A 25,394-nucleotide genomic window follows, 5' to 3' on the forward strand; every position below is an offset into this window, starting at 1 on the left:
GAGAACGTCATGGCTGAGCATTCACCCGGCTGCACTTGCTTCATCATTCCACCGAAGATGCTGCGCCAGCTTGCCGAGGAAACGCCAGACACCGCTGAGCGTCACTGCCTGCTCGACCAGGCCGAAATGTCCGCACATCTGCGTGGCCAGCGGTCGGTTGCGCCTATCGCCCTGGGTCTGGTTGCGACCGCCACCGGCGAAAAACGCCGCACCGTCTACGACGGCCAGAACAAGTCCGCGCTGCCCGGCAAACTGGTGCGCGCGGAGGACAGCAAACCGTCCACCGATACCGCCGTCAACCAGGCCTACGATGGCGCTGGCGCCACGTACGACTTCTACCGCGAAGTCCTGAAACGCAATTCCATCGACAACAAGGGCATGCGCCTGGATTCCACGGTCCACTACCAGAACCGCTTCAACAATGCGTTCTGGAATGGCCAGCAGATGGTGTATGGCGATGGCGACGGCAAACTGTTCCTGGGCTTCACCAGCGCCATCGATGTGATTGCGCACGAACTCACGCACGGCGTGACCCAGTACTCGGTACCGGGCGGCCTGGTCTACCAGGACCAGAGCGGCGCACTCAATGAATCAATTTCAGATGTGTTCGGCAGCGTGGTCAAGCAATGGACGCTCAAGCAAAGCGTCGAGCAGGCCGACTGGCTGATTGGCCCCGGCATCATGGCGCCCGCTGTCGGCAAGGCGCTGCGCTCGATGGCCGATCCGGGCAACAAGGAACTCACCTGGTCGGGCGACGACCAGCCCAAACACATGAAGGGCTATGTGGAAAACGGCGACGTCCACACCAACTCCGGCATTCCCAACCACGCGTTCTACGCGGCCGCCATTGCGCTCAAGGGCAACGCCTGGGACAAGGCCGGGCCGATCTGGTACAAGGCGCTGTCGCTGCTGACCTCCAATGCCACCTTTGCCGACATGGCCAAGGCCACTGCACAAGCGGCCGTGCTGCTGTACGGCGCCGATTCAGCCGAAGAGCACGCGGTGCAAGCCGCGTGGAAAGTCGTCGGCGTCACCTGAGGAACCATGATGCGCTTGACATTGACATGCAAGGGCGGCTTTACCGGACCGGCGGGCGCGCAGACGCGCACCGTGGATCTGGCCCAGTTGCCGCAAGACCAGGCCAGCCAGCTCCGGCAACTGGTGCAGGCCAGCGATTTCTTCGCGCTGCATCCGCAACTGGTCAAGGAAGCGCCCAAATCCTGGGATTTCCAATACAACCTGACGGTAGACGATGGCCAGCAAAGCCACTGCATCAGCTACCATTTGGACCAGGCGCCGGCCGCGCTCAAGGCGCTCACCGAAAAGATCAACGATGAGGTCGAGCCGGACTAACTGATTTTCAGCTCGGCATAGCCGGTCAGCGGATCATGCTCGCGTGTGAACCGCTGACCGGGCAGCAGCGCCAGCAACAATTCCGCCGTGGTGCGCACGATGCAGCCGGCCCCCAAGTGTCCCCCCATGACGCGGCCCTGCGCATCCGACACCGTCATGTGCAGATGCGCGCCATCCGGCGAAATCGAGCCGGCCAGCGTTAAAATTTCCAGATCGCCGCGCAGCTCGGAGGGGTGCGGCACCCCGGCAAAGCGCAGCTGGGCCACACTCAGGCTGCCGATGCCCTGTAGCACAAAACCAGCCGCATGGCCGCTGGCCGCCAAGGCCGCCACCACCGACGCCCGTAGGTCGTCCCCGGGATTCAGGCGCAGCGGCAAGGCCTGCATGACTCAGCCCACCAGGCGCGCGAATTCGCCGCTATCGATGAGCTTTTGCAGATCGTTGGCGCCGCCGATCAGCGTGCCGTTCACAAAAATCATCGGGAACGTCGACCAGCCGCTCCACAGCTTGAGCGCCAGGCGTGGCCGCCATTGGGAGAAATAGTTGCCGTAGCTGAGGTAGGTGTAGGGCGTGCCCTGCGCAGCCAGAATCTTGCGCGCCTTGGCAGGGAAAGGATTCAAGCCCATGCCGACCACCACCACCTTGTGGGCGGCAATGGCGGCTTTTACCTCGGCGATCAGATGCGGGTGATTGCTCTCGATCTGCGCCAAGGCGGCAGGATGAATATGGGCCTGGTCCAGGATATTACGGGTCATCATTACTCCATGTTGGTAGGATGACCGTAGAGTAGCATTACAGGTCCAGCTTGGAAATCTTCGTGCCTTCCAGGTTCAGGTTGGCCATCAGGCCGGCATTGGTCAGCACAAACGCCTGGACCGGATTGTTGGCAGTGTTGGTATCGACCTCGCCATTCGCGCCAACCTTGATCAGCGCCACCGAACCATCCACGCCAGCAGTCCAGCCTTTGCCGTTGCGGAATTTGTCCAGCGCCTCGCGGCTCATGAACAGCAGCACCACCGCCTTGGACTGGGCGCCAGCCTGGAAGCCGACCGATACCGAAGCGACGCTGTAGTAATCCGCAGTCTGGCCACCGGTGCGCAGCACGCCCTTGCCGTATTCGCCGCCCACCACCAGGCCGGCCGCCACCACGTTCGGGAATACCAGCACGCCATTAGCCTTGTGCACCAGTTCACGCGAACCTTTGACTTCCTTGTACAGGCGCTCCAGCGTGGTGTAAGCACCTTGTTCGATTTCGGTCTTGACGGCAGCGCTGCTCGGTTTGGCGGCGCCGGTGGTCGTGGTGCAACCACTCATTGCCAGGCCCAGGCCTGCGAAAGCGACAGCGGCCACACTGCGCGTCAGGAAAGTACGTTTTTGCATGACAATCTCCCAAAAAAGTTTGTTAATCAATGATAAACGCACGCCGCCCTTCTTCGTCGCACTGTTGAGCACTCTGCTGCGCCTGTTCAAATGCCGAGCACAAGCGGTTCCCCTGCGGATCTTCCAGCCGCGGATGCACACGCAGCAGATAGGCGCCGGCGCGCCACGCTTGCGCCGGGATGAAGCGCCATTGCCGCTCGCCGTCCGCCAGTTGCACCTTGCCTGCCACGCGCCGGCCGTCGGGACCTTGCAGTGCCAGCAACGGAGCGGCGTCGCCGTCCAGCGACGTGGGGAAATCGACGCGCAGCGGCTGGCGGCTGCCCCGTGCCGGCGTCGTCAAACGCCACTGCTGCGGCAAAATGGCTTGCCGCAGCGCAGGTTCAATCAGCCAACGCTTTTCCACGGGCCGCCCCAGCCGGGGATCGGTGATCCGCAACAGCACCGTTTGCCCCGCCTGCAGGGCCAGGCCGTGTGCCAGATTCGGGCCGACGCCGGTCTTGATGCGCCCCGGATCAAGCAGCAACGTGACCGAGCGCCCATCCCGGCCCGCCAGCGGCAGGTCAAGAAAAGCGTCCTTGATGAGCGCGCCCTCGCTGTCGAGCAGGACCACCTGGCGCATGTCCAGCGGTGCGGACAGCGGGCGATCCAGATGCAGCCCGATGCGCAGCAGATTGGCCGGCACCGCCGGCCCGGACGGCGTCACCAGCGTAGCCGCCGGCGCTGCAGCGGCCACCAGCGCCAGCGCACTAGCGCGCCAGATCGGAATAGCCTTCAAGACCACAGGCATACTTATGGAAGTCACGGAACTTGTCGCCTTCCGGATAACGGTAATCCGGGAAGTCGTACTCGTTCACAAAGTCGCTGAGCCGCAGATAGGCGCCCTTGGGAATCGACACCAGCTGCATCCGGCCGCTCGCATCCTCGCGCCGCAACACCAGCAACAGCTGCGGATTCAGGTTATCGACGCGCATGGTGGCTGCCATAGGCGTCATCGTGCCCTTCACGCCAAGATAAGGCTGGGTTGGCCACTCAATCGGCGTCTTCAGGCCCGGCGCGGCGGCGCCAGCGGCCAGATCCGCCGCGCTGAGCAGGTCCGCCGAGCGGCTGGAGTTGAGCAGCAAGGCGTATTCCGACTCCCCTTGCGTGAACGTGACCAGGCCATTCGGCATGCTGCCCCAGCCCATTTCCCCAATCGTCTTGGCGGCGATGTGCGCGCCATCCTTGAGGTCCTTGAGCGGGATCACCACCAGCGGCGTGCACGTGTATGCCGCCAGCAGCGACGGCTCGCCATTGATCGTCATTACCGCCATGCTGCGGATCGGCGCGCGGGTTTCGATCTGGTTATGCACCGGATGGTACATTTCCACCGTGGTGGTCCGGGCCTGGCCCTGGAACGGATAGTCGTACACCCGCAGCGTCGAGGCAAAACTGCGGTTGGACAAGCCCGCCACATACAGCTTGTTCTGGTAAAAGCGCATGTCGGTCACGGTCAGCGTTTGCGCCGGCACGTCGCGCCAGAACGCCACGTCAGCCGCCGGCACATCGCCAATCGCCGCAGAACTGCCTGCCTTGCCCAGGTCCAGCCGCGTCACCTTGCCGGCCGCGTCGATGCTGACGATGGCTGGCGTCGCCTTGCCCTTGGCGCCCTGCACCGTCAGCGCCACAAACGCCCACTCGCTGCCAGGCTGCACCGCCAGATCCTCGAAACGCAGCGCAGCTGGCGTCACGCCCAGTGCCTTGGCGATTGTGCCCTGCACATCCTGCAGATTGAATGGCCGGCCCGCAGCATTGGCCGCCACCGGCACCTCCAGCGCATGAATGCGCGCGCCCTTCCAGTCGGCGACAAACAAGGTGTGGGCATCGCCAAAAGTCAGCCGGGAAGCGGACTGGATCGGTGCAGCAGCAGCCTGCGCGGCGGCCAGCAAGGCCGCCGCCAGTATGGTCAATAGCTTCATGTCAGCTCCTTATTGATTGCGCTTGAGGAAGGACTTGACCGCCGCCACCGTGGCGGCTGGCTGCTCCTCCATGAGCCAGTGGCCGGCGTCCGGCACCACCAGTTCGGTGACGTTGGTGGCGGCGTTGCGCATCACGATCGCTTCGTTGACGCCAAAGGACTTGGCGCCGCCGACAGCCAGCACCGGCATGGTCAGTTTGGTCGCCATGGACTTGAGGTTATCCTCGGCGTCCTTCGGGATCGACAGGAATTGCGCGAAAGCGGCATGCATCGCACCTGGCAGCGCATAGAGCTTGGCGTAATGGCGGCGCGTTTCCTCGTCAATTTTGGACGGCGTGCCGGCAAATTCGTTCCAGAAGCGGTCGAGATAAATACGTTCGCGGCCCGCCACCAGGCGCTCCGCATCCGGGCCGCCAAACGAGAAATGCCACAGCAGCGGGCTGCGCACAATCTGCTCCCACGGCGGAATGCCGGGCACCGGCGCATCCATCACAATCAGGCGATCGGTCTTGTCGGGATAGCGGGTGGCATAGGCGTAAGCCACCATGGTGCCGATGTCATGGCCGACCACATCGGCATGGTCGATGCGCAGTTTTTCCAGCACCGCGCGCATGTCGCCAGCCTGCGTGCGCTTGTCGTAGCCACCGGCGGGACGCGAGGACAAACCCATGCCACGCAGGTCCGGCACCACGACGGTGTGGTCAACGGCCAGCGCAGCTGCCAGCGGCGCCCACATATCGCCGGTGTCGCCAAAGCCATGGATCAGCAGCACGGCCGGGCCGGCGCCGCCCACGCGCACGTGGATGACGCCATCGGCCGTGGCCACCTTCATGGTCTTGAAGTTGTCAGGGAAAGCGGGAACCGCCGCATGGGCCGCAGTCAGGGATAAAGCCGTCAGCAAGGCGGCCAGGTATTCCGTGCCGGCGCCATCCCCCGTTAGCGGTATGGCGCTATGCCAGCTTAGCGGCCGAACGCCAGCCGCTTGCCTTCCCTGAGCATGGCCGCGAATTCCGCTGCGGGGACGGGCTGGCTGAACAGATAGCCCTGCAGCTGGTCGCAGCCGAGCTCGCGCAGGAAAGCCATTTGCTCGGCCGTCTCCACGCCTTCCGCCACGATCTCCTGGCGCAGCTGCTGCGCCATGGTGACGATGGCGCGCGCGATGGCGCAATCGTTTTCTTCGTACGGCAAACCGATCACAAAGGAGCGGTCGATCTTGAGTGTACTGATCGGGAATTTTTTCAGATAGGCCAGGCTGGAATAGCCCGTGCCAAAGTCGTCCAGCGCCAGCGCCATGCCCATCGCCACCAGCTGGTTCATGATGGCGATGACCTTGTCGGTACCGCGCACCAGCAGGCTTTCGGTGATCTCCAGATTGATCTGGTCGGGCTGCACGCAATGCCGCTCCAGCACTGCGGCAATCCGCTTCGGCAGCTCGTTGTCGAACTGGCGTGCCGACAAGTTGACGGCAATCGGCGGCATAATCAGGTTGGCGTCGCGCCATTCGCGCACCTGGCGGCAGGCTTCTTCCAGCACCCACGCGCCCAGGTCCAGTATCAGGCCCGTCTCTTCCGCCACCGGAATGAACACGCCCGGCGACACCAGCCCGCGCATCGGATGGCGCCAGCGCAGCAGCGCTTCCGCACCGACGATGCGGCCGCTGCGCAAGCTCACCTTGGGCTGGTAATACAGCTGCAGCTCGTTGTTCTGCAAGGCCTGCCGCAATTCGCTCTCGATGCGCAGATGCTCCTTGGCGCGCTGGTTCATCTCTTCGCTGTAGAACAGGAAGTTGGACTCGATGCTCTGCGCCGCCTTGGCCACAGCCACGTCGGCGCAGCGGATCAGCGTCGGCACATCGACGCCATCCTCGCTGTAGACAGTAATGCCGATATGCGCGCCCACCTGCAGGCTATGCGAGGCCAGCGCAATCGGCGAGGACAACGCCGCCAGCAGCTTCTTGGCGACGATGGCCGCGTGCTCGCGCTTTTCGATGTGCAGCAGCGCGATGGCAAACCGGTGGCCATCCAGCCGCGCCAGCACGTCGCCCTCGCGCAGCGAAGTACGGAACATGCGGCCGATTTCGCACAGCAGCTCATTGCCGATTTCATGGCCCAGCGTATCGCTGATGGCGCCCACGCGCGAAATCTCAATCACCATCACCGCGCCATGTTCGCCGGTGCGCTTGGTTTCGGTCAGCGCCTGGCCCACCAGCTGCGTGAGCAGGCACAGGTTCGGCAAGCCGGTGAGCGGGTCGTAATTGGCCATGCGCTGCATGCGCGCTTCCGCATCCTTGTGCACACTGATGTCGGAGAACAGCGAGAAGGTGTGGCTGATCCTGCCGTTCTGGTCGCGCACCGCGCTGATGGTCACCGACTGCGGGAACAGCTCGCCGTTCTTGCGCTTGCCGACAATCTCGCCACGCCACGGACCGCCGCCCTGCATGGCCGCGCGCACCTTGGCGCGGAAGTCGGCATCGTGCACGCCGGAGCGCAGCAGGTCCGGCGTCTTGCCGATCGATTCGGCCGGCGTGTAGCCGGTGATGCGCGTGAAGGAGGAATTGATGGAGACGATGCGCTCATGGGCATCGGTAATCAGCACGCCCTGCTCGCTGTCCTCGATGATGCGCGCGTGCAGGTTGACCTTGTCCATGTCCGACAGGGTCTGGTTGGCTTGCGACAGCCGCACCAGCATGCCCATCGGCTCGCCGTCCTCGTGGCGCAGTTCGATATCCAGATGGACCCAGATGATTTCACCGTTTTTCTTGCGGCGCCGGACTTCGGTGCGCGCCGCCGTCTCGCCGGGACTGTGGTCGAAGAACAGTTCGGCGATATTGCCATCGTCATCGTCTTCCGCGTACAGGAACAGCACGTGCTGGCCCACCACCTCGTGCGCCGCGTAGCCGAACATCAGCTCCGCGCCCGGACTCCAGGACGTCACGTAACCGGTCAGGTCCAGCGCCAGCGACGCATCCAGCGCCGGCATATCGGCCGGCTTGATCGCCTCGCGGGCCTCGTTGAGCGCCGCATCCAGTGCGGCCAATGTCTGCGCCAGCGCCTCGCCTTGCTCACTCCGGGCTTGGCGGCTCAGGGCAAGACAACGCTCGATCGCGTCACGCATGGGGGCTACCGGTTTTGCCCGCCGCCACGCTCTGCATCCACAGATAGGCGTCGATGATGATGCGGTTGTAGGTGGCGTTGTCCAGCTGCAGCGCCTGCAGGCAGCCATTGAACGCATCGAAGTCTTCGCGCTCGGCCGATTCGACCACGCACAGCAGCTGCCCCATGTCGCCCTCATGCGACAGCAAGGCCTGCTGCACCGATTCGCTGACCGTGAGCGGTTTCAGCACCTCTTCAAGCGGCATGCCGAACAACGCGCCCAGCAGCGAGAACATGCCGACCATGAAAGCCTGCTCCTGGTGCGGCTTGTCTTCGCCACAGGCTTTGGACAGCAGCTCCATCGAGCGCGCCCGCACCGCCACGCGCGACAGCAGCATGGCCGAACGCGGATCGCCTTCACGCGACGAGAACAGCATCAGGTTCAGCCAGCGGCGCAGCTGCGAGCGGCCCAGTATCAGGATGGCTTGCGAAAAACTCGTCACGCGGCGGCCGGTGCCCATGCCCAGCGAATTCACCAGCCGCAGCAGGTGGTAGGACAGCGTCGGGTCCTGGCGCAGCAGCGCTTCGATTTCATGGGTATCGGCATCGGCGGACACCAGTTGCACCAGTTGCAGCGCCAGCGCGCGCGAGGCGGCTTGCGTGCCCACGGCTTTCGGTGGCGGCGCCAGGAACCAGTCGCCTTCCACCCATTGCACCGACGCCGGCAAGTCCTTGGGCAGCGCGCTGTCGGCACGCAGCACTTTATCGGCGGCCAGCACCTTCCAGCCGGCAGTGCCCAGCATCTGGTTCAGTGCCTGGCTGGCGCCGGGGCGGTAAAAGCAATTCATGCTGGCGTTGGCCAGCTCTTCGAGCAGGTTGACCGGCAGCTCGCCGTCCACAGCGGGGCGGCGCGCGGCGTCAAATAACAAAGCCGCCGGGCTGCCGTTGCGGTCGGCCAGCGGATGCAAAAACACGGGCGGCATGGCAGTCAAAACAGTCATGAACACGTTCCAGCAAATGGACAGGCAATTATCCCGCTATGGTACTCCGAAATTATTAACGTTGGTCAACATTATGATGGGGCAGATGGCGCAGCAAGCGCTCGAACAATCCCGGCTTGCGCATCCGGTTCAGCCACCAGTTCAATGCCGCACCGTTTTCGCCGCTACGCCAGGCCAGGTAGAACGTTTCGGCCGGCTTGGGCTCGTCCACCTGCTTTTCCACCAGCAGGCCGGCGCTGATGGCAGCGCGCGCGCAGGGCTCGGGCAGGAAGCCGAAGCCGACGCCGGCCAGCTGGTACTGGAATTTGGTGTGCATGTCGGCCACGGTCAGCACGTCCTGGCCCAGCAACAGGCCGACGGTGCGCGGCGCCAGCTGGCGCGCCGAATCGGCCACGCTGATGGCGCGATAGTGTTGCAAATGGGTGCGTCCCAGCCGTTCCTCGACCGCGGCCAGCGGATGCGTCGGGGCGACGGCAAACACAAAATCCACCTTGCCGATCGGTTCCGATACGTAGCCGCCGCCTGCGGGACCATCGCCCGCTGCGCCCACCAGCAGGTCGGCACGGCGATCCAGCAGCGCCTCCCAGGTGCCGGACAGGGCTTCCTGCACGATGCGCAAGCGGGTCTGCTGCGCCACCGCGTAAAACGCCGGTATGTCTTCATGGAACACGCAGGCCGAGAACATCGAGTCCATTGCCACCGCAAGCTCCGTCTCCCAGCCGGACGCGACGCGGCGCACGCGGTGTTCCAGATCCAGCGCGGCCTTCAGCAGGTAGCGTCCCTCCTTGAGCAGCTCCGCGCCGGCAGCCGTCAGCTCGACCCGCGGGCCGTTGCGATCGAACACCTGGACGCCCAGGTCATCTTCGAGCTTGCTGACGGTGTAGGAAATCGTCGATGGCACGCGGTGCAACTCCTTGCCCGCAGCGGAGAACGATCCCCGGCGGTCGATGGCGTCCACAATTTGCAGGGCTTCCAGGCTTAATCTGAGCATTCGAAATTTTCGATAGTAGAGGGGTAAATTTTCCGTTTTTTGATTCCGAAACGGCGGCCTACAATGTGTCCATCGCTTTCAAAATTATCGCATATCAAAGGAGCTCACCATGTTGCAAGTACGTCAATCTGAATCGCGCGGCAAAGCTAACCACGGCTGGCTGGATTCCAAACACAGCTTCTCCTTCGGCCACTATCATGACCCGGAACACGTGGGCTTTGGCCCGCTGCTGGTCATCAACGAAGACCAGGTGCACGGCGGCCAGGGCTTCGGCACCCACGGCCACCGCGACATGGAGATTATCTCCTACGTGCTGAGCGGCGCACTGGAACACAAGGACAGCATGGGCACCGGCTCGGTGCTGCACTACGGCGATGTGCAGCGCATGAGCGCCGGTACTGGTGTGCGTCACAGCGAGTTCAACGGCGACCGTAGCGAACTGGTGCATTTCCTGCAAATCTGGATCCAGCCTAACCAGCTTGGCATTCCGCCCAGCTACGAGGAAAAGCACTTCACGCCGGAAAGCAAACTCGGCAAGCTGGCCCTGATTGCCTCCAATGACGGCCGCAACGGCTCGGTGCTGATCCACCAGGATGCGGAAATCTACGCCACCATCATGACCTCGGGCGACAGCCTGAAGCATGAGCTGAAAGCGGGCCGCCAGTCCTACGTCCACGTGATCCGTGGCGAAGTGACCGTCAACGGCACCGCCCTGCAAGGCGGCGATGCGGCCAAAATCACCGATGAAACACTGGTGACGCTGGATAACGCCAAGGCAGCCGAGATTTTAGTATTTGACCTGCCGAAATAAGTCTTGCAAAGGGTAGAGGGAGGCCTTAAATAAGTTTCCGCCAGTTTTGGTATCATGAGGGGCGCGCCGGGTCTGTTGGAACAGCCCGGCGCGCCTTTTTTACCTAGTCATCACCGAATATAAAGAGCAAAACCATGTCGCAGAGCGCAGAAATCCTTTCCCCAGACGAACTGAACTACGTCACTTCCTGCGCCCTGCCCACCCCTTGGGCACAATTCACGCTGCATGCCTTTGTTGAAAAAGCCACCGGCAAAGAGCATCTGGCCATGGTGCTGGGCGATATCGGCGATGGCGCCCCGGTGCTGGCGCGCGTGCATTCCGAGTGCCTGACTGGCGACGTGCTGTTCTCGCAGCGCTGCGACTGCGGCGCCCAGCTCGAGGGCGCGCTCAAGAAGATCGCCGACGAAGGCCGCGGCGTGCTGCTGTATCTGCGCCAGGAAGGCCGCGGCATTGGCCTGGTCAACAAGATCCGCGCCTACCGCTTGCAGGAGGCCGGCGCCGACACGGTGCAAGCCAATGAACAGCTGGGCTTTAAGGCCGACCAGCGCACTTACGGTCTGGTGCAGCCGATGCTGGCGCAATTTGGCGTGAAAAGCCTGCGCCTGATGACCAATAATCCGCGTAAGATCGATGCCATGACCAAACTGGGTGTTGAGGTGGCCGAGCGCGTTCCGCTGCTGGTCAACCGCAATGCCTTCAACCAGTATTATCTGGATACCAAGGCCGCCAAGCTGGGCCACATGATGACGCCGCTGACGCCGGCGCAAGTGGAGGATGGCGCGCTGTAAGGTAGTAACGATTTAAGGACTGCATGAAAGTCACCAAGCTCGCTCACGTTTTATTGTTCACCTGGGCCGCTGCCAGCGCCGCCCAGGCAGCCTCGACAGCTAATCCCGCCGCCGCACCGGCAGCCACGCCAGCCGCAACGGCGCCCCACGGCGCCCGCCAGGCGCCAGCGCCCACTGCGCCACAGGCCGCGCCGGCCGCCGATCCCGATGCCAATGCGGACGCCGCGCCGCTGCCGCCGCCATCCAGCGCGGCCCAGCATCTGTACGCCGCCGCCAAGAACGACATCCTGCAAGTACGCTCGCTGCTGAAAAGCGGCCGCACGCAATCCTCGGTCGGCTCCGGCTTTTTGATCGGCACCAGCAACCTGGTGCTGACCAACTACCACGTGGTGTCGCAGTTTGCGCTCGATCCCGACACCTATGTGGGCGAATGGGTGGACACCGGCGGCCAGCGCGGCAATGTCGAACTGCTGGCAGTCGATGTGCTGCACGACCTGGCCGTGCTGCGCGTGAACCGCAACGGCACCGGCTTCTTCAAAATGCCCGAGCAGCTGGCGCGCCTGACGCAAGGCCAGTACCTGTATTCGATGGGCAATCCGCTTGACCTGGGGTTTGCGATTTCGGAAGGCGCCTACAACGGCGTCATCACGCGCAGCTTCTATGACCAGCTCATGTTCACCGGTCCGATCAACTCCGGCATGAGCGGTGGCCCCAGCGTGACCGCCGACGGCTCGGTGGCTGGCGTCAACGTCTCCAAGCGCCTCGACGGCGAACTGGTGAGCTTCCTGGTGCCGGCGCGCTACGCGCAGGCGCTGCTGAAAAAAGTGGAGGCGCAGCAGAAGGCGCCAACCGACTTCACCGCCGTGGTGGCCGGCCAGTTGCTCAATCATCAGACCGCCATGGTCAACCAGCTGCTGGCCAGCCCGCTCAGTTTAAAACCGATGGGACCGTATCAGGTGCCGGTGCGCGAGTCGGAACAGATGCGCTGCTGGGGGCGCTCCAACGTCAAGGCCGACAAGCCGTTCACGGTGGACGATGCCAGCTGCGCCATGGAAGCGGCCATCTTCGTCAGCGGCTCGCTGCAGACGGGACAAATCAGCATCCGCCACCAGTTCCTGCGCAGTACCGGCCTCGACAAGCTGCGTTTCGCCCAGCTGGCCAGCGCCTCGTTCAAGAACGAACACTTCGGCAGCAACAAGGATGCGCGCCTGACCGGCCCCAACTGCACCGAAGACTTCGTCAAGAACAAAGACCTGCCGCTGCGCGCCGTGCTGTGCGTGCGCGCCTACCGCAAATTCTCCGGCCTGTACGACTTCGCGCTGCTGACCGCCAGCACCGACCAGGGCTTGATGAGCCTGCAAAGCCGCCTCGATGCACGCGGCGTCTCGTATGAAAACGGCATGCGCCTGTCCAAGGTCTTCCTTGATTCGCTGTCACTGGCGCCGAAGAAAGGCGGTGCGAAATGAAAGCCCCCTACTTCATCGAAATCCTGGCGCGCAATGGCGACGTGCTGCACCGTCATAAAATCACGCAGCTGCCCATCCGCATCGGACGCGGCTACGACAACGAGATCATCCTCGACGACGCGCACAGCGCCGCCAGCCACGCCATCGTCGAAACGGACGACCACAACCAGGTGGTGCTGCGCGACCTCGGCAGCAAGAACGGCACGGTCTACAAGGGCCGCCGCCAGACCAGCGTGACGCTGGATGGCGACACCGTGGTCCGCCTGGGCCACACACGTCTGCGCGTGCGCGGCGCCGACTTCCCGGTCGCCGCGGAAATCGCCGACACCACCATGCACGGCTGGGAAGGCACGACGCCCGCCACCATTGGCCTGGTGCTGATCGCCGTGTTCTCCTGCCTGGAAACGTGGCTGTCCGACGTCGAGCCGTTTGCGCTGATCCGTTATCTGCTGGTGCTGGCGTCCAGCCTGGCGGCGGGCCTGCTGTGGGCGGGTGTGTGGGGCTTGGCCAACCGCCTGTTCGGCAGTCACGCGCGCATGGGACGCCATCTGTTCATCCTTGGCAGCGCCTTGGCGACGGTGGGCTTGTGGCGTGCGGGCAGCTCGCTGCTGGCTTACGCCTGGTCGGCCGAATCGCTGACGCGCTACGGCAACCTGGTCACGCTGGGTATCGCGTGCGGCATGGTGTTCTTCCACCTCATCACCATCAAGCCGCACCATCCACGCCGCTTCCTGATCACGGCGACCGTGATGCTGCTGGCGGGATCAGGACTGGTGGTGATGACCAACCTGCAAAGCACGGGCCGCGCTTCGGACGAGCTCTATATGTCGGTATTGTTGCCGCCGGAAGTGCGGCATAGCCAGGATCGCAGCGTCGACCAGTTCATGGCCAACGCTGCCAAGCTGAAGACCGCACTGGACGAAGCCCGCATGCAGTCTGTGAAGAATGGCGCCCCCGAAACCGAGGACGACGAAGAGGACAGCAGCGCCGATTAAGCCTGCTTGCGGCGGCGGGCCACAAAGCCCAGCAGACCCAGACCGGCAACCAGCATGGCATAGGTTTCCGGTTCTGGCACGGCGGCGGTCAGGCTGACGTTGTCCAGCACCGCGCCCGAGTAGCCGTCGCCGCCGACACTGCTGAAGGTCAGCAGTTGCGAACCTGCGCTGTTACCGGTGGTGAAGGTGAAGCTGTGGTTGGTCGGGGTGCCGGTGCCAACGTACAGGTTCTGAATGCCGTTCACATCCACTTGCACGGCGGTGTAGCTGCCGTTCGGATTGCGGCTCACATCAAACGACAGGGTATAGGTGGTGTTGGCGGCGTAATTGAACGCCTGCGACAACACGCCTGGACCTGGCGTGCCCAGCATGTCTACGCTGGTGCCACTCACCGAGCCATAGCTGTTCTTGATCAGGTCAACCGATACGCCGCCCACAGTCCAGCCACTAATCGCGTTCGAACCCGCAGCAATCAGGGTATAGCCGCCGTTAGGCACATAGCCCGTGTAGGACTCGAAGTCGCCATTGACGATGATGTTGGTGGCGGCGGCCGAAGCAGCACCGGAAGCAAACAGGGCTGCAATGGCAGCGGCTTGAATCAGACGGGCGGTTTTCATGATGGGGGTTCCTGACGTTGGAAAGTACGATATCAGCATTGTACTCGGCAATTTCAGAATTACAACATAAATTTCAATTTGACAAAATTTGTGAAATTTAAGCAACACTCTTCACATCAGCTGTCAGCCCGGCCAGCCACGCAGAACCTGGTCCACCACCTCCTGTAACTGCTTGCGCGTAGCGCCAGCGGCGGCCTGCACCGCCATGCCGTTGGACACCGTCATCACATAACGCGCCATCTGGCTGGCGCAAAAGTCGGCCGGCAGGTCGCCTTCCCGCTTGGCGCGGTCAAAGCGGTCGCGCAGACGCACCTCGGCGGCGGCCCGGCGTTCGATCAGGGAATTGCGGATCGGTAGCGCGTCGTCGCTGCACGCGAGCGCGCCGTTGATGACCAGGCAGCCGTGCGGATTCTCCTCCTCGGTCTGGGCATCGGCATTCCCACGCAGGAAATGCTCCACCACTTCGCGTGCGGAGTGCAGCTCCAGCGCCGCCTCAAACAAAGGATCGTGGGCGGCGCCGTACCGCTCCAGCGCCATGCGGAACAGGTTCTCCTTGTTGCCAAACACGGCGTACAGGCTGGGCCGGTTCATGCCCATGGCTTCGGTCAGTTCCGGCAGCGAGCTGCCTTCGTAGCCCTTCTCCCAGAACACTTTCATGGCCTTTTCCAGCGCATTGTCCGCATCAAAGGTGCGTGGACGGCCTAGTTTTCGCTCTTTCATACCGATCGGTTAAAAATTCATTGACAAAGTTCTCTGTTACGCACATTATGAACCGACCAGTAAAAAATTCAAGTATTTTTACCGCTCAAGGACTTTCCATGCAAAATCGAACCAATACCCAGGCCGCACTCCCGGAGGAGACGCCCGCGCCCTCCCCCATTCACACACACGGCTCGCCATGGCTGGCCGTGCTGTCCGTCTCCATCGGCGCCTTTGCGCTGGTCACCACCGAATTCCTGCCCGTCGGCCTGCTACCTGCGATTGCCGCGGAACTCGGCGTGACGGAAGGTGTGGCCGGCATGATGGTCACCGTGCCCGGACTGGTGGCCGCGCTGGCCGCGATTCTGGTCACGGTCGGCATCGGCAAGGCTGATCGCCGCTACGTCATCTGGAGCCTGACCGGCATGCTGCTGCTGTCGAACGTGCTGGTGGCGCTCTCGCAATCCTTCCCGGTGGTACTGGCCAGCCGCGCGCTGCTCGGCATCGGCGTGGGCGGATTCTGGGCCATCGGCCCGGCGCTGGCGACGCGCCTGGTGCCGGCCGGTTCGGAAACGCGCGCCACCTCGCTGGTGTTTGCCGGCGTGTCGGTCGGCACAGTGGCGGGTGTACCGGCCGGTGCGCTGGTCGGTGAGCTGTTCGGCTGGCGCGTCGCCTTCCATGCCGGCGCCGCTGTCGCGCTGCTGGTGCTGCTGGCGCAAATGTGGCTGCTGCCTAAACTGCCGGCCAAACAGGCGATCACCTTCCGCCAGTTGCCGGAGCTGCTGCGTGTGCAGAAAGCGCGCCTGGGCATGATGATTACGCTGCTGATTTTCGTCGGCCAGTTTGCCGCCTACACCTACATCACGCCGTTCCTGGTGCAGGAGGCAGCGCTCAGCGCCAAGACCATCAGCATGCTGTTGCTGGCGTATGGCGCGGCAGGCTTTGCCGGCAATCTGATTGGCGGCGCAGTGGTGGCGCGCAGCGTGCGTACCTCGCTGATCGCCACGGGCCTCATCATGGGCTTGTCGACTGCAGCGATGCCGTTGCTGGGCCATGGCCTGTGGGGCGCGACCGCGCTGGTGGTGATCTGGGGTATCGCGTTTGGCATGATGCCGATTTCGGTGCAGACCTGGATCTTCCAGGCCGCACCGCATGCAATGGAAAGCGGCGGCGCCGTGTTTGTCGCCACGGCGCAGGTGGCGCTGGCCAGCGGCGCGCTGGTGGGCGGCATGGCAGTCGACCACTTCGGCGTATCGAGCGCCATGCTGGTCGGCGGCGTACTGGCCCTGGCAATGGCCTTGGTGACGGCGCTGCGGGCACGCGAAGACGGCAAGTCTTCAGTGAAACTGCACGCCGTCCATTAAAGCCGCACGCGGCGATAGGCGCCGAGGAATACTTCGGCGTCCTGCTCCGCCATGACCTTGATCTCGTCGCCGTGCCAGACATACAGGTACTGCGGTCCACCCAGGCGGTCAGTCAGCTTGGCGCTGACCAGGAAAATGGTGCCGAGCGGGTAGATGCTGGTGTCGCTCATGCGGCGCGAGCATTGTACATTCAGCTCCGTCGCATAGGCCTGGCCGGACACCGGATGGATCTCTACCCGGCCATTCCATTCCACCGATTCCACGGCGACTTGCCGGTAGGCGTAAGTATCACGCGCCATCATCTCTCCTTGAAAGCCGTCATGGTAGCAGAGACTGGACGAATGTCAGGAAGGCCTGCGTCTTGGCTGGCTGATGATGACGCGACGGATACAGCGCATACAGCGGGAAGCGCTCATCCGGCCATGCCGTCAATACCGGTATCAGCGCGCCGGAACGCAGCATGGGTTCCACCGCAATATCGATCACCTGCGCCAGACCATAGCCCGACAGCAGCACGGTCTCCATGGTGCCGCCATCGTTGAGCGTGATCTGGCTGCGCGGATTGACAATCGTGACTTTGCCGCCGCGATGAAACTCCCAGTCAAACGGCCGCCCCGTGGCCGGATTGCGGAAGTGGATGCACACGTGATCCGGGCTTTCCAGATCCGCCGGCTTCTTCGGCGTACCGTGCTTGCGCAGATAGGCAGGCGTGGCGACAGTCAGCACGCGCGTGTCCATCAGCTTGCGCGCGATCAGCGACGAGCTTTGCGGCTGCCCCAGGCGGATGGCCAGATCGAAACCATCGCCCACCAGATCGCCCAGATGGTCGCGCGCCATCAGATCAAGTTCCAGCTCCGGATAGCGTTTCAGGAAGCCGCCCAGCTTGGCGCCGAACAACAGCCGCGCGCACAGCGGATCGGTATTCACGCGCAGCTTTCCACGCACCTTGACCGCACCCTCGCCCGCCGTGGCCACCGCGTCTTCCAGCCCCGCCAGCAAAGGGCTCACCTGCGCATAGAAGCGCCGGCCCTCATCCGTCAGCGCGACCTTGCGCGTGGTACGGTCAAACAGCCTGATATTGAGCCGCGACTCCAGCCTGGCGATGGCGCGGCTCACACCGGACTGCGACATCTCCAGCGCCTCGCCAGCACGCACAAAACTGCCACTGTCCACAATCGCGGCCAGTACCCGCATGCCGTTCACTACCCGTTCGTCGAATGCCATATATGCCAATTCGTCATTAATGATATGAGTCCCATGCTATCGGAGTATGGGCGGTTTTGCATCAAAATCCTCTCCATCGACTATCAAGGAGAAGAAGATGTATGCAATTACCGGTATCACTGGCCAGGTAGGTTCGGCGCTGGGTAAACAGTTGTTGGTAGCAGGTCTGCCAGTACGCGCAGTCGTGCGCGATGCAGCCAAGGGCGAGCTGTGGGCTGCACGCGGAGCCGATGTCGCACTGGCCGACATCAGCGATGCTGCCGCCTTGACGCAAGCCTTCACCGGCGCCGAGGCGGCATTTGTGCTGCTGCCGCCAACTTTCGATCCCTCCGAAGGCTTTCCGGAAGCGCGCCGCACCATCGCAGCGCTTCGCCAGGCGCTAGCTGCTGCGCGGCCGTCACGCGTGGTGGTGCTGTCAACCATTGGTGCGCAGGCTACGCAGCCGAATCTGCTGAATCAGCTGGGCATCATGGAGCGCGAATTGAGTACGCTGGATCTACCTGTCACTTTCCTGCGTGCTGGCTGGTTTATCGAGAACAGCTTGTGGGATGTGTCGTCGGCACGTGCGACCGGCAGCATTCAGAGCTTCCTGCAACCACTGGACCGCGCCGTGCCGATGGTGGCATGCGCCGATATCTCGGCCCTCGCGGCGGAACTGCTGCAACAACACTGGCACGGCGTGCGCGTGGTCGAACTGGAAGGATCGGCGCGTATCAGCCCGAACGACATCGCGGCCAGCTTCAGCCGCCTGCTGGGCCGCAGCGTGCAGGCACACGCCGTGCAACGCAGCGCATGGCAGGAGCTGTTCGCATCGCAGGGCATGAAAAATCCGACGCCACGCATGCAGATGCTGGATGGGTTCAATCAAGGCTGGATTGAATTTGAAGGTATTTCGCGCAAGGGCTCGGTCACGCTGGACACCGCCATCGCCGGCCTGCTGGCACGGGTGCCTGCATGAGCGGCCGCCTGCCCGGCCAACGTGTGCTGGTGCTCGGCGGCTCATCCGGCATCGGCCTCGCAGTGGCGCGCGAGGCCTTGCGCGAGGATGCGGAAGTGATGATCGTCTCCAGCCAGATGGCGCGCGTCGAGCAAGCGCTGGCGGTGCTGGGCCACAAGGCGCAGGGCTGCACGCTGGACTTGCGCGATGAGAGGGCCATCGAGCGCTTCTTCAACGGCATCGGAGAATTCGATCATCTGGTGTACACGGCTGGCGATGCGCTGCAGTTGGGTGCCTTGCGGGATACCGGTGTCGCCGCCGCACGTCCAGCGTTCGACCTGCGCTACTGGGGTGCGCTGGCGACGGCCCGGCATGGTGTGCGCAACATGCGGGCTGGCGGCTCCATCACGTTCACGACGGGTATCGCCGCGCAGCGCCCACGCGCTGGCTGGGCGCTGGCGGCCAGCGTCTGCGGCGCGGTGGAAGCGTTGACGCGCGCGCTGGCGGTGGAACTGGCGCCAATCCGCGTCAACGCTGTCTCGCCGGGACTGGTGGCCACCAAGCTGTGGACCGACATGACTGACACCGATCGCCAACGCATGTTTGCCGATGCAGGCGACATGCTGCCGGTGGGTCGCGTCGGCTCGGCCGAGGACATCGCCGCTGCCTATCTATTCCTGATGACCAGCGGCTTTGCCACCGGCCAGACCCACGTGGTCGACGGCGGCGCGTTGCTGGTCTAAGCGGACGTCCGCGCGGACGCTTTCAGGCCGCGCGGACAGCACCATCGCCCTGGCATCAAGGGCTTATCACGTGGCATACATATTGCAAGTCAGGCTGCATGATCAAAAAAACCATTCTCCCCCTACTCGTCACGGCGTGCCTCGCACCGGCGCTTGCCAGCGTCGGCCCTCAGCCTGCGCCGCCAGCACCTGCAATCCAGGCGCCGCGCGATATCCCGTTCAAAGGCACGATCAAACTGCAGGTCGATGCGACCGACAGCGTTCACAAGATCTTCCGCGTGCGTGAAACCATCCCGGTGCAGACAGCGGGCAAGCTCGTGCTGCTGTATCCGCAATGGGAAACGGGCAGCCACTCCGCCACGCAGGAAGCCGCGCCGCTGGCGGGCCTCATCATCCAGGCTGGAACACGGCCGTTGGCGTGGCAGCGCGACGTCGTCAATCCATTTGCGTTTCATGTGGACGTGCCGGCAGGCGTGCGTGAGCTGGAGATCAGCTTCCAGTACCTGCCTGCGGCCACCGGCCCGCAGCTCATGTCGCGCGACATGCTGATGCTGCCGTGGCAGAAGGTCGCGCTCTACCCTGCCGGCTGGTTCACCCGCAATATCGCCGTGCAGGCGGCATTGACGCTACCCGACGGCTTCCAGTTTGCGACGTCGCTTGAAACCGCCAACGCACAGGCCAACCGCGTCGCATTCAAGCCCACCAGCTTTGAAGAACTGGTGGACGCGCCGGTCTACGCTGGCCGTTATTACAAGCGCGTCGATCTCGCACCAGCCGTCCACCTCAACCTGTTCGGCGACACGGCGACGGCGCTGGATCTGCCGCCAGAGTTGGTCAGCAAATTCAGCGCGATGGCGTCGGCTGTGCCGCAACTCTTCCGCTCGCAGCATTACCGGCATTTTGATTTCCTGATGTCGCTGTCGGATGTGCTGCCGGCCGGCGGCGGCTTCGAGCATCAGGAATCGACCGAGATCAACGTCTCGGCCAATTACGCGCATGATCCGGCGGAGCAGATGTTCCTGGCGAATCTGGTGGCGCATGAATTCATTCACTCCTGGAACGGCCGCACGCGCCAGCCCGCCGATCTGTGGACACCCAATTTGAATCTGCCGATGCGCGGCAGCCTGCTATGGGTCTACGAGGGCCAGACGGAATTCTGGGCGCACGTGATGACGCCGCGCCTCGGCATGCGCTCCGTCCAGCAAAGTCTGGACGCGCTGGCCGTAGACGCATCGCTGATGACGCACCGGTCTGGCCGCGCCTGGAAGTCGCTGCAAGACAGCACGGTTGACGCGCTGTACATGCCAGCCAAACCTGTGCACTGGCGCGACTGGCAGCGGCGCGAGGACTACTACCCGGAGGGCGTCATGTTATGGCTGGATGTCGATATGCTGCTGCGCGAACTGACGGACGGGCGCAAGAGCATGGAAGACTTCGCGGCTGTATTTTTCGGCGCCGGCCAGAACACGCGCACGATCAGCACCTACACCATCGAAGATGTCTGCAACACGCTGAACCGGATTGCGCCTTACGATTGGCCTGCCTACTTCAACACGCGCCTGAACGCGCACGACGACAGGTATGTGCTGGATGGCCTCAAACGCGCTGGCTATCGCCTGGTGTACAGCGATCAGCCTACCGCGTTCTTCACGCAGTACGAGGCGGACCTGGGCGGCATGGACCTGTCGACTTCAATCGGGCTATTCGTTGGCAGGAAAGGCGCGGTGAAAAGCGTGGCGTGGGAGGGGCCGGCATTCAAGGCGGGCATCAGCCTGGGCGCGAAACTGGTCGCTGTGGGTGGTCAGCCATACACCGACGACTTGATGAAACAGGCCATCCGCGATGCGGCTGCGCTCAAGCGGCCGATCGAATTGAGCTTTGAAGCGGATGGTGCATCCCACACCGTCAGCATTCCCTATTTTGATTCACTGCGCTATCCGCAACTGGAGCTGATTCCTGGCGCAAAGGATCGCTTACAACTTCTTTTAACTCCATCACACTGAATCATGAAAAAACTGATCTTTGCTGCGCTGTTCGCGCTCACCAATTTCGCCCTGGCCGCAGACAACACCGGCAGCATTGCCGGCGCTGCCGATGCCGGCGCACAGATCGTCGTCACCAATCTGGAGACTGGCGAAATCACCGGCATCATGGCCAAGTGCGACGGCAGCTACCGTGCGGAAGGCCTGAAGCCCGGCCGCTACCAGATCATCGAGGGCGGCCCTCACCATGCCGCGCGCGAGGTCGGTGTCAGTGCGGGCAAAGAGTCTCAAGTCGATCTGGCGCCCGCATCCAAAGCATCGAAATGCAAACCGCACGATTGAGCCAGGCGGCGCTGCGCAACGCAAGGTGAGAATCCGAGGATTTTGCAGACGGGCAAGATGTTATGCTGGGCGCGCCCAGTTTAACCGCACGTAAAGGTCACGAATGTTTCACAAAACCCGCGTTGGATACAACCCGTTTCTTGGCATGCGGGATTGGGGTATTTTTCTCGCCATTTACCTGTCCACGCCTGTCGTTGCTTATCTCATCATCAGCGCGTTGCATTTAAACGCTGCGGCAATTCCGTCCATCCTGATCGGCGCTTTCGTCGGCAGCCTGCCTGCGATGGTGATGTGCCTGCCGGTACACGGTTGGATCGCCAAAGATGATTTCGTCAAATTCAAGACGCAGATCATCAATCAGGGATTTCGGTTGTCGGCTGACTCCGAGGTGCAAAAAATCTTCACGTACAAAAGCGCCAGGTGGACAAGATGGGACTCAAACCGGGTGGTCATCGCTTCTGATGCAGCAAGCGACACCATCCCGGTCATCATTCCATTGTACGTCTACAAGAGGATGTAAGAACCACGGCCAGATGGCTTATGCCTTGCGCCGCGCCAGCAGCGCCAATACGCCCAGGCCAGCCAGCAGCATGGCGTAGGTTTCCGGCTCGGGTACAGGGGGCGTCGGGCCTGGTCCGGGGCCGTATGTCGATGCCGTCAGCGTATTGATGGCCATTGTCACGTTCAGCGCATCGTCACGTGAGGCGTAGGTAAAGCTGTTGTAGATGCCCATCAGGGTGTAGTCGACAGGCTTGATCTCTCCGGGCAGCGCATAGGAATTCAGTGCCAGGTGACGGCTATCGATGAAGTCGATGCCGACTTCCTGCTGCAGGCCGGTCTGGCCATTGGCCGCCAGTGCGACGATGTGCACCGCATCGACGTAGGGGTTGTTGACGACCGAGATCACCGGCGTATCCACCGACGCAAATTTCACGCCGTTGTTGCCCACCGTGTAGTTGACGCCGGCCAGCGTGTTGGCATAACCCGGGCCGCCGTACAGCGCCGACTGGGCGTCGGGCAAGGCTGGCGGTATCGCCAGGAACTGACCCAGCGTGGTGTCATAAAAGAAGTGACCATGCACCTGATCGCCCTTGGTAATCAGGCTACCCGCATAGCTGGACGAACCAACAACCACGCCGGGGCCAGGGCCGGTCGGCGAGGTGTGCGCGTAATAGGTCATGTCAGTGACCGTCGCGGTGAAGTCATAGGCGACGATGCTGGCATGCGCCAGTGGTGCGCTGAGTAACAGCAATGCTGCCGCGCAGGCGGTCGGACGGGTTGGTATCAGATGCATGGCTAGCCTTATCGTAGAAGAGTAATCGTCATATTAAATAATCATCAAAACATAAAACAGATTATAAAACATTATTGTTATTACAATTCTACTTTTATGACCTCATTTCGGCCAATGTCTGCGCCAGCTCCTGTACAAGTCTCACCAACTGCGGAATCACTGCGTCAAGCTCGCCGGCATCGGCCAGCTTTTCGATTTGCGCGCAGCGCGCGTACAGCGTGTCCGCCCCCAGATAGGCGGCAGCGCCCATCAGGCTATGCGCTGCCAGTGCGACTGCCTTGGCATCGTCATCGTTGGCGGCCTGCTCCGCCGCGGCCAACAGGCGCGGGCCTTCAATCAGGAATGCGGCCTGGATCGCGCTGAATAATTTGTCAGTGCCATCCGCAGGCAGCCCGGTTACGCCAAACATGGCGTCCAGCTCCGCCAGTGCCGGCGCCCCTGCAGCCATGGCGCGCTGCTCACCCACCAGAGCTTCGCCCTGTGCCAGCAAGGCTTCCAGCTGGCGTGCGACCTCCGCATGCAAATCGTGTTCGTCTATCGGTTTGGCCAGGAAGCCGCTGGCGCCCGCAGCCAGAAAGCGCTGACGGTCCTCGATGGTTGCATTGGCTGTCAGCGCAATCACCGGCAACGCCGGATTGCGCACGCCATCCCGTCCCGCGCGCAGGCGCTGCAAGGCGGCGATACCGTCCATGCGCGGCATGCGGCCGTCCATGATGACCAGGTCGTAATCGTGCGCCGCCAGCTGTTCCAGTGCCGTCTGCCCGTCTTCGGCGATGGTGACCATGTGGCCCATATCGCCCAGCAGTTCGCGCAGGATAATTTGATTGGTGGTCCCATCCTCGGCACACAGCACGGCCAGACGCGCCGAATGGGGACGTCGCTGCTCTTCCGCGCGCGCCGTCGCTGGCGTGCCACGTTCGAGCGGCAGGTACACGCGGAACACGCTGCCGACGCCTGGTTCGCTGCTGGCCTCGATGCGTCCGCCCATCGCAACAGCGATGTTTTTACAGATCGCGAGTCCCAGGCCGGTACCGCCGTATTTGCGCGAGGTGGCGGCATCGGCCTGTTCGAATTTCTGGAACAGCCGGCCCAGGGCCTCCGCTTCAATGCCGATACCACTGTCGCTGATGGTCAGGACAATGCCGCCACTGTGCTCGGCCGCGCTTACGCGCACTTCGCCATGCTCGGTGAACTTGATGCCATTGCCGACCAGGTTGACGATGATCTGCCGCAGTCTTGTCGGGTCGCCGCGCCACCAGGCCGGCAGTGCCGGTCCGATTTCGGCGATCAGCGAGATGCCCTTGGCTTCCGCACGGTCGGCCAGCAAGCCGACGACGTCATGCAGCAGCGTGTGGAGGTCGAAGTCCAGCGTCTCCAGCGGCATCTTGCCCGCTTCCAGACGCGAGAAATCAAGAATGTCGTTGATGATCTGTAGCAGCACTTCCGCGTTGCTCAGGCTGAGGCGCAGCTTGTCGCGCGTGTTGGAGACAAGCTGGGTATCCTTCAGCGACGAGCGCAGCATGCCGATCACGCCGCCCAGCGGTGTACGCACTTCATGGCTGATCATCGCCAGGAAATCGCTCTTGAGCTGATTCGACACTTCAGCCGCCCGCTGCGCCGCCAGCGATTCCGCATAGCGCGCCTGCGATGCGAGCAAATCCGCTTCACGTGCATGCAGCGTAAGAATTTGCGCTTCCAGCGTTTGCCGGTAACGCACCTCATTATCCAGGCTGCGCGCATGGATCGCGCGTTGACGCGCCAGTGCGCGGTCCAGTCCATGCAGCAGATAGGTGCAGGACACGGTCAGCACCGTGGAGATCAGCAGGAAGTTCACACTGAGGATGGCCCAGTGCGCGGCCTGGCTCACCACCACCACCGCCAGACCGGGCTCGATGCCGCCGAAATAACCAACCACGAACAGCGTCGCACTACACCACAGCAGCGCCGCCATCGCAGCCACGGTGCCGATTAATACCGTACACAGTACCGGCACCGCCAACAGATAGATCTGCGATAGCGGCCCAATCGAAAACAGCAGCACCACCGCAATCAGATAGGCGATGCCCAGAATCGCGGAAGCCCGCAAACGGTAAGGGATATCGCGCCGGTAGTTCAGCACCGCCATCCCGGCAACCGAGACGACGTCGGTCGCCACCAGCGTCCAATGCCCCTGACGCGCGCTGGCCCACATGCTGGGCAGCATGGCGAACAGGCCAAGCCAGAACGCCACCGCGCACAAGCCATCCAGCAACCGGTTGCGCCAGCCCTGCAAGCCTTGATCGCCCCGCCCGAGCGCCTCCATGCGCCGGTGCAGCGCGGCGCGTAGCGAACGTATGGGCAGGCTGTCGATCAAGGACGGCT

The 25,394-nt window shown here is 62.9% G+C and carries 27 protein-coding genes; 12 read left to right on the plus strand and 15 right to left on the minus strand.

Going from position 1 to position 25,394, the window contains the following annotated elements; all coding sequences use genetic code 11:
* Nucleotides 1-9 precede the first annotated feature (9 nt).
* Together BUA36_RS00715 and BUA36_RS00720 are read left to right on the plus strand one after the other, a co-directional pair.
* Nucleotides 10-1,038 (plus strand): M4 family metallopeptidase, encoded by a 1,029-nt coding sequence (locus BUA36_RS00715; RefSeq protein WP_072780558.1) that lies wholly within the window; start codon nt 10-12, stop codon nt 1,036-1,038.
* A 6-nt stretch (nt 1,039-1,044) separates the two neighbouring features.
* On the plus strand, nt 1,045-1,353 hold the full coding sequence (locus BUA36_RS00720; RefSeq protein WP_072780560.1) for a protealysin inhibitor emfourin: 309 nt from the start codon (nt 1,045-1,047) through the stop codon (nt 1,351-1,353).
* On the opposite strand, the gene BUA36_RS00725 is transcribed toward BUA36_RS00720, so the two are convergent.
* From BUA36_RS00725 to BUA36_RS00765, 9 genes are all read right to left on the minus strand, one after another.
* Complete coding sequence (locus BUA36_RS00725; RefSeq protein WP_072780562.1) at nt 1,350-1,739, minus strand: PPC domain-containing DNA-binding protein; 390 nt, start codon at nt 1,737-1,739, stop codon at nt 1,350-1,352. The genes BUA36_RS00720 and BUA36_RS00725 overlap by 4 nt on opposite strands.
* A gap of 3 nt (nt 1,740-1,742) precedes the next feature.
* A complete protein-coding gene (locus tag BUA36_RS00730; protein ID WP_072780563.1) occupies nt 1,743-2,108 on the minus strand; it encodes a thioredoxin domain-containing protein in 366 nt (121 codons plus the stop codon).
* Nucleotides 2,109-2,145: 37 nt separating this feature from the next.
* Nucleotides 2,146-2,733, minus strand: a complete 588-nt coding sequence (locus BUA36_RS00735; protein ID WP_072780565.1) for a BPSL1445 family SYLF domain-containing lipoprotein — start codon at nt 2,731-2,733, stop codon at nt 2,146-2,148.
* Nucleotides 2,734-2,755: 22 nt separating this feature from the next.
* The gene (locus BUA36_RS00740; protein WP_167544238.1) at nt 2,756-3,514 is read right to left on the minus strand and encodes a hypothetical protein; all 759 of its coding nucleotides are present in this window, start codon (nt 3,512-3,514) and stop codon (nt 2,756-2,758) included.
* A complete protein-coding gene (locus BUA36_RS00745) occupies nt 3,480-4,688 on the minus strand; it encodes a hypothetical protein (protein WP_229255579.1) in 1,209 nt (402 codons plus the stop codon). Before BUA36_RS00745 ends, BUA36_RS00740 begins: the two co-directional genes overlap by 35 nt.
* 9 nt (nt 4,689-4,697) lie before the next feature.
* Nucleotides 4,698-5,519 (minus strand): alpha/beta fold hydrolase, encoded by an 822-nt coding sequence (locus BUA36_RS00750; RefSeq protein ID WP_084559971.1) that lies wholly within the window; start codon nt 5,517-5,519, stop codon nt 4,698-4,700.
* A 128-nt stretch (nt 5,520-5,647) separates the two neighbouring features.
* Complete coding sequence (locus BUA36_RS00755) at nt 5,648-7,801, minus strand: putative bifunctional diguanylate cyclase/phosphodiesterase (RefSeq protein WP_072780568.1); 2,154 nt, start codon at nt 7,799-7,801, stop codon at nt 5,648-5,650.
* A complete protein-coding gene (locus BUA36_RS00760; RefSeq protein WP_084559931.1) occupies nt 7,794-8,780 on the minus strand; it encodes an EAL and HDOD domain-containing protein in 987 nt (328 codons plus the stop codon). The genes BUA36_RS00755 and BUA36_RS00760 overlap by 8 nt, the downstream gene beginning before the upstream one ends.
* A 55-nt stretch (nt 8,781-8,835) precedes the next feature.
* Nucleotides 8,836-9,771 carry a LysR family transcriptional regulator gene (locus tag BUA36_RS00765; RefSeq protein WP_072780571.1) on the minus strand — a complete coding sequence of 312 codons (936 nt, stop codon included), beginning with the start codon at nt 9,769-9,771 and terminating at the stop codon, nt 8,836-8,838.
* A gap of 109 nt (nt 9,772-9,880) precedes the next feature.
* On the opposite strand from BUA36_RS00765, the gene BUA36_RS00770 reads away from it, so the two are divergent.
* The 4 genes from BUA36_RS00770 (at nt 9,881) to BUA36_RS00785 (ending at nt 13,831) form a co-directional block, all read left to right on the plus strand.
* The gene (locus BUA36_RS00770) at nt 9,881-10,582 is read left to right on the plus strand and encodes a pirin family protein (protein ID WP_072780573.1); all 702 of its coding nucleotides are present in this window, start codon (nt 9,881-9,883) and stop codon (nt 10,580-10,582) included.
* Nucleotides 10,583-10,716: 134 nt separating this feature from the next.
* Complete coding sequence (gene ribA, locus BUA36_RS00775) at nt 10,717-11,370, plus strand: GTP cyclohydrolase II (RefSeq protein WP_072780574.1); 654 nt, start codon at nt 10,717-10,719, stop codon at nt 11,368-11,370.
* 23 nt (nt 11,371-11,393) lie between these two features.
* The gene (locus tag BUA36_RS00780) at nt 11,394-12,836 is read left to right on the plus strand and encodes a S1 family peptidase (RefSeq protein ID WP_072780576.1); all 1,443 of its coding nucleotides are present in this window, start codon (nt 11,394-11,396) and stop codon (nt 12,834-12,836) included.
* Entirely contained in the window at nt 12,833-13,831 is a 999-nt protein-coding gene (locus tag BUA36_RS00785) for an FHA domain-containing protein (protein WP_072780577.1), read from the plus strand. The genes BUA36_RS00780 and BUA36_RS00785 overlap by 4 nt, the downstream gene beginning before the upstream one ends.
* Here the strand turns inward: BUA36_RS00785 and BUA36_RS00790 are convergent.
* Both BUA36_RS00790 and BUA36_RS00795 read right to left on the minus strand, forming a co-directional pair.
* Nucleotides 13,828-14,448 (minus strand): FxDxF family PEP-CTERM protein, encoded by a 621-nt coding sequence (locus BUA36_RS00790; protein ID WP_072780579.1) that lies wholly within the window; start codon nt 14,446-14,448, stop codon nt 13,828-13,830. The genes BUA36_RS00785 and BUA36_RS00790 overlap by 4 nt on opposite strands.
* A gap of 123 nt (nt 14,449-14,571) precedes the next feature.
* Complete coding sequence (locus tag BUA36_RS00795) at nt 14,572-15,168, minus strand: TetR/AcrR family transcriptional regulator (protein WP_072780581.1); 597 nt, start codon at nt 15,166-15,168, stop codon at nt 14,572-14,574.
* Nucleotides 15,169-15,266: 98 nt separating this feature from the next.
* Here BUA36_RS00795 and BUA36_RS00800 point away from each other — a divergent pair, with 98 nt between their 5' ends.
* Entirely contained in the window at nt 15,267-16,511 is a 1,245-nt protein-coding gene (locus BUA36_RS00800) for an MFS transporter (RefSeq protein WP_072780582.1), read from the plus strand.
* On the opposite strand, the gene BUA36_RS00805 is transcribed toward BUA36_RS00800, so the two are convergent.
* Together BUA36_RS00805 and BUA36_RS00810 are read right to left on the minus strand one after the other, a co-directional pair.
* On the minus strand, nt 16,508-16,810 hold the full coding sequence (locus tag BUA36_RS00805; protein ID WP_072780584.1) for a hypothetical protein: 303 nt from the start codon (nt 16,808-16,810) through the stop codon (nt 16,508-16,510). The two genes, BUA36_RS00800 and BUA36_RS00805, sit on opposite strands and share 4 nt — an antisense overlap.
* Nucleotides 16,811-16,829: 19 nt before the next feature.
* A complete protein-coding gene (locus BUA36_RS00810; protein WP_072780585.1) occupies nt 16,830-17,735 on the minus strand; it encodes a LysR family transcriptional regulator in 906 nt (301 codons plus the stop codon).
* 97 nt (nt 17,736-17,832) lie between these two features.
* Between BUA36_RS00810 and BUA36_RS00815 the strand changes: the two genes are divergently transcribed.
* The 5 genes from BUA36_RS00815 (at nt 17,833) to BUA36_RS00835 (ending at nt 22,259) form a co-directional block, all read left to right on the plus strand.
* Nucleotides 17,833-18,693, plus strand: coding sequence for an NAD(P)H-binding protein (locus BUA36_RS00815; RefSeq protein WP_072780586.1), 861 nt, complete (start codon nt 17,833-17,835; stop codon nt 18,691-18,693).
* The gene (locus BUA36_RS00820) at nt 18,690-19,415 is read left to right on the plus strand and encodes an SDR family oxidoreductase (RefSeq protein ID WP_072780587.1); all 726 of its coding nucleotides are present in this window, start codon (nt 18,690-18,692) and stop codon (nt 19,413-19,415) included. Before BUA36_RS00815 ends, BUA36_RS00820 begins: the two co-directional genes overlap by 4 nt.
* A gap of 98 nt (nt 19,416-19,513) precedes the next feature.
* Nucleotides 19,514-21,418, plus strand: a complete 1,905-nt coding sequence (locus BUA36_RS00825; protein WP_072780588.1) for a M61 family metallopeptidase — start codon at nt 19,514-19,516, stop codon at nt 21,416-21,418.
* A gap of 3 nt (nt 21,419-21,421) precedes the next feature.
* On the plus strand, nt 21,422-21,739 hold the full coding sequence (locus tag BUA36_RS00830) for a carboxypeptidase-like regulatory domain-containing protein (RefSeq protein WP_072780589.1): 318 nt from the start codon (nt 21,422-21,424) through the stop codon (nt 21,737-21,739).
* Nucleotides 21,740-21,842: 103 nt separating this feature from the next.
* Nucleotides 21,843-22,259, plus strand: coding sequence for a hypothetical protein (locus BUA36_RS00835; protein WP_139260320.1), 417 nt, complete (start codon nt 21,843-21,845; stop codon nt 22,257-22,259).
* An 18-nt stretch (nt 22,260-22,277) separates the two neighbouring features.
* Here the strand turns inward: BUA36_RS00835 and BUA36_RS31055 are convergent, their stop codons facing one another.
* Nucleotides 22,278-23,033, minus strand: coding sequence for a PEP-CTERM sorting domain-containing protein (locus tag BUA36_RS31055; protein ID WP_072780591.1), 756 nt, complete (start codon nt 23,031-23,033; stop codon nt 22,278-22,280).
* Nucleotides 23,034-23,127: 94 nt separating this feature from the next.
* The gene (locus tag BUA36_RS00845) at nt 23,128-25,386 is read right to left on the minus strand and encodes an ATP-binding protein (RefSeq protein ID WP_072780592.1); all 2,259 of its coding nucleotides are present in this window, start codon (nt 25,384-25,386) and stop codon (nt 23,128-23,130) included.
* Nucleotides 25,387-25,394: the final 8 nt, after the last annotated feature.

It is taken from the genome of Duganella sacchari, from assembly GCF_900143065.1.
GTDB classification, from domain to species: Bacteria; Pseudomonadota; Gammaproteobacteria; order Burkholderiales; family Burkholderiaceae_D; genus Rugamonas; species Rugamonas sacchari.

Coding starts and splice junctions, on each gene's coding strand:
- BUA36_RS00805 (WP_072780584.1), bottom strand. CDS start 16,810: ATGGCGCGTGATACTTACGCCTACCGGCAAGTCGCCGTGGAATCGGTG.
- BUA36_RS00790 (WP_072780579.1), bottom strand. CDS start 14,448: ATGAAAACCGCCCGTCTGATTCAAGCCGCTGCCATTGCAGCCCTGTTT.
- BUA36_RS00715 (WP_072780558.1), top strand. CDS start 10: ATGGCTGAGCATTCACCCGGCTGCACTTGCTTCATCATTCCACCGAAG.
- BUA36_RS00735 (WP_072780565.1), bottom strand. CDS start 2,733: ATGCAAAAACGTACTTTCCTGACGCGCAGTGTGGCCGCTGTCGCTTTC.
- BUA36_RS00785 (WP_072780577.1), top strand. CDS start 12,833: ATGAAAGCCCCCTACTTCATCGAAATCCTGGCGCGCAATGGCGACGTG.
- BUA36_RS00760 (WP_084559931.1), bottom strand. CDS start 8,780: ATGACTGTTTTGACTGCCATGCCGCCCGTGTTTTTGCATCCGCTGGCC.
- BUA36_RS00830 (WP_072780589.1), top strand. CDS start 21,422: ATGAAAAAACTGATCTTTGCTGCGCTGTTCGCGCTCACCAATTTCGCC.
- BUA36_RS00725 (WP_072780562.1), bottom strand. CDS start 1,739: ATGCAGGCCTTGCCGCTGCGCCTGAATCCCGGGGACGACCTACGGGCG.
- BUA36_RS00750 (WP_084559971.1), bottom strand. CDS start 5,519: ATGAAGGTGGCCACGGCCGATGGCGTCATCCACGTGCGCGTGGGCGGC.
- BUA36_RS00745 (WP_229255579.1), bottom strand. CDS start 4,688: ATGAAGCTATTGACCATACTGGCGGCGGCCTTGCTGGCCGCCGCGCAG.
- BUA36_RS00800 (WP_072780582.1), top strand. CDS start 15,267: ATGCAAAATCGAACCAATACCCAGGCCGCACTCCCGGAGGAGACGCCC.
- BUA36_RS00720 (WP_072780560.1), top strand. CDS start 1,045: ATGATGCGCTTGACATTGACATGCAAGGGCGGCTTTACCGGACCGGCG.
- BUA36_RS31055 (WP_072780591.1), bottom strand. CDS start 23,033: ATGCATCTGATACCAACCCGTCCGACCGCCTGCGCGGCAGCATTGCTG.
- BUA36_RS00810 (WP_072780585.1), bottom strand. CDS start 17,735: ATGGCATTCGACGAACGGGTAGTGAACGGCATGCGGGTACTGGCCGCG.
- BUA36_RS00770 (WP_072780573.1), top strand. CDS start 9,881: ATGTTGCAAGTACGTCAATCTGAATCGCGCGGCAAAGCTAACCACGGC.
- BUA36_RS00795 (WP_072780581.1), bottom strand. CDS start 15,168: ATGAAAGAGCGAAAACTAGGCCGTCCACGCACCTTTGATGCGGACAAT.
- BUA36_RS00755 (WP_072780568.1), bottom strand. CDS start 7,801: ATGCGTGACGCGATCGAGCGTTGTCTTGCCCTGAGCCGCCAAGCCCGG.
- ribA (WP_072780574.1), top strand. CDS start 10,717: ATGTCGCAGAGCGCAGAAATCCTTTCCCCAGACGAACTGAACTACGTC.
- BUA36_RS00765 (WP_072780571.1), bottom strand. CDS start 9,771: ATGCTCAGATTAAGCCTGGAAGCCCTGCAAATTGTGGACGCCATCGAC.
- BUA36_RS00820 (WP_072780587.1), top strand. CDS start 18,690: ATGAGCGGCCGCCTGCCCGGCCAACGTGTGCTGGTGCTCGGCGGCTCA.
- BUA36_RS00835 (WP_139260320.1), top strand. CDS start 21,843: ATGTTTCACAAAACCCGCGTTGGATACAACCCGTTTCTTGGCATGCGG.
- BUA36_RS00730 (WP_072780563.1), bottom strand. CDS start 2,108: ATGACCCGTAATATCCTGGACCAGGCCCATATTCATCCTGCCGCCTTG.
- BUA36_RS00780 (WP_072780576.1), top strand. CDS start 11,394: ATGAAAGTCACCAAGCTCGCTCACGTTTTATTGTTCACCTGGGCCGCT.
- BUA36_RS00815 (WP_072780586.1), top strand. CDS start 17,833: ATGTATGCAATTACCGGTATCACTGGCCAGGTAGGTTCGGCGCTGGGT.
- BUA36_RS00825 (WP_072780588.1), top strand. CDS start 19,514: ATGATCAAAAAAACCATTCTCCCCCTACTCGTCACGGCGTGCCTCGCA.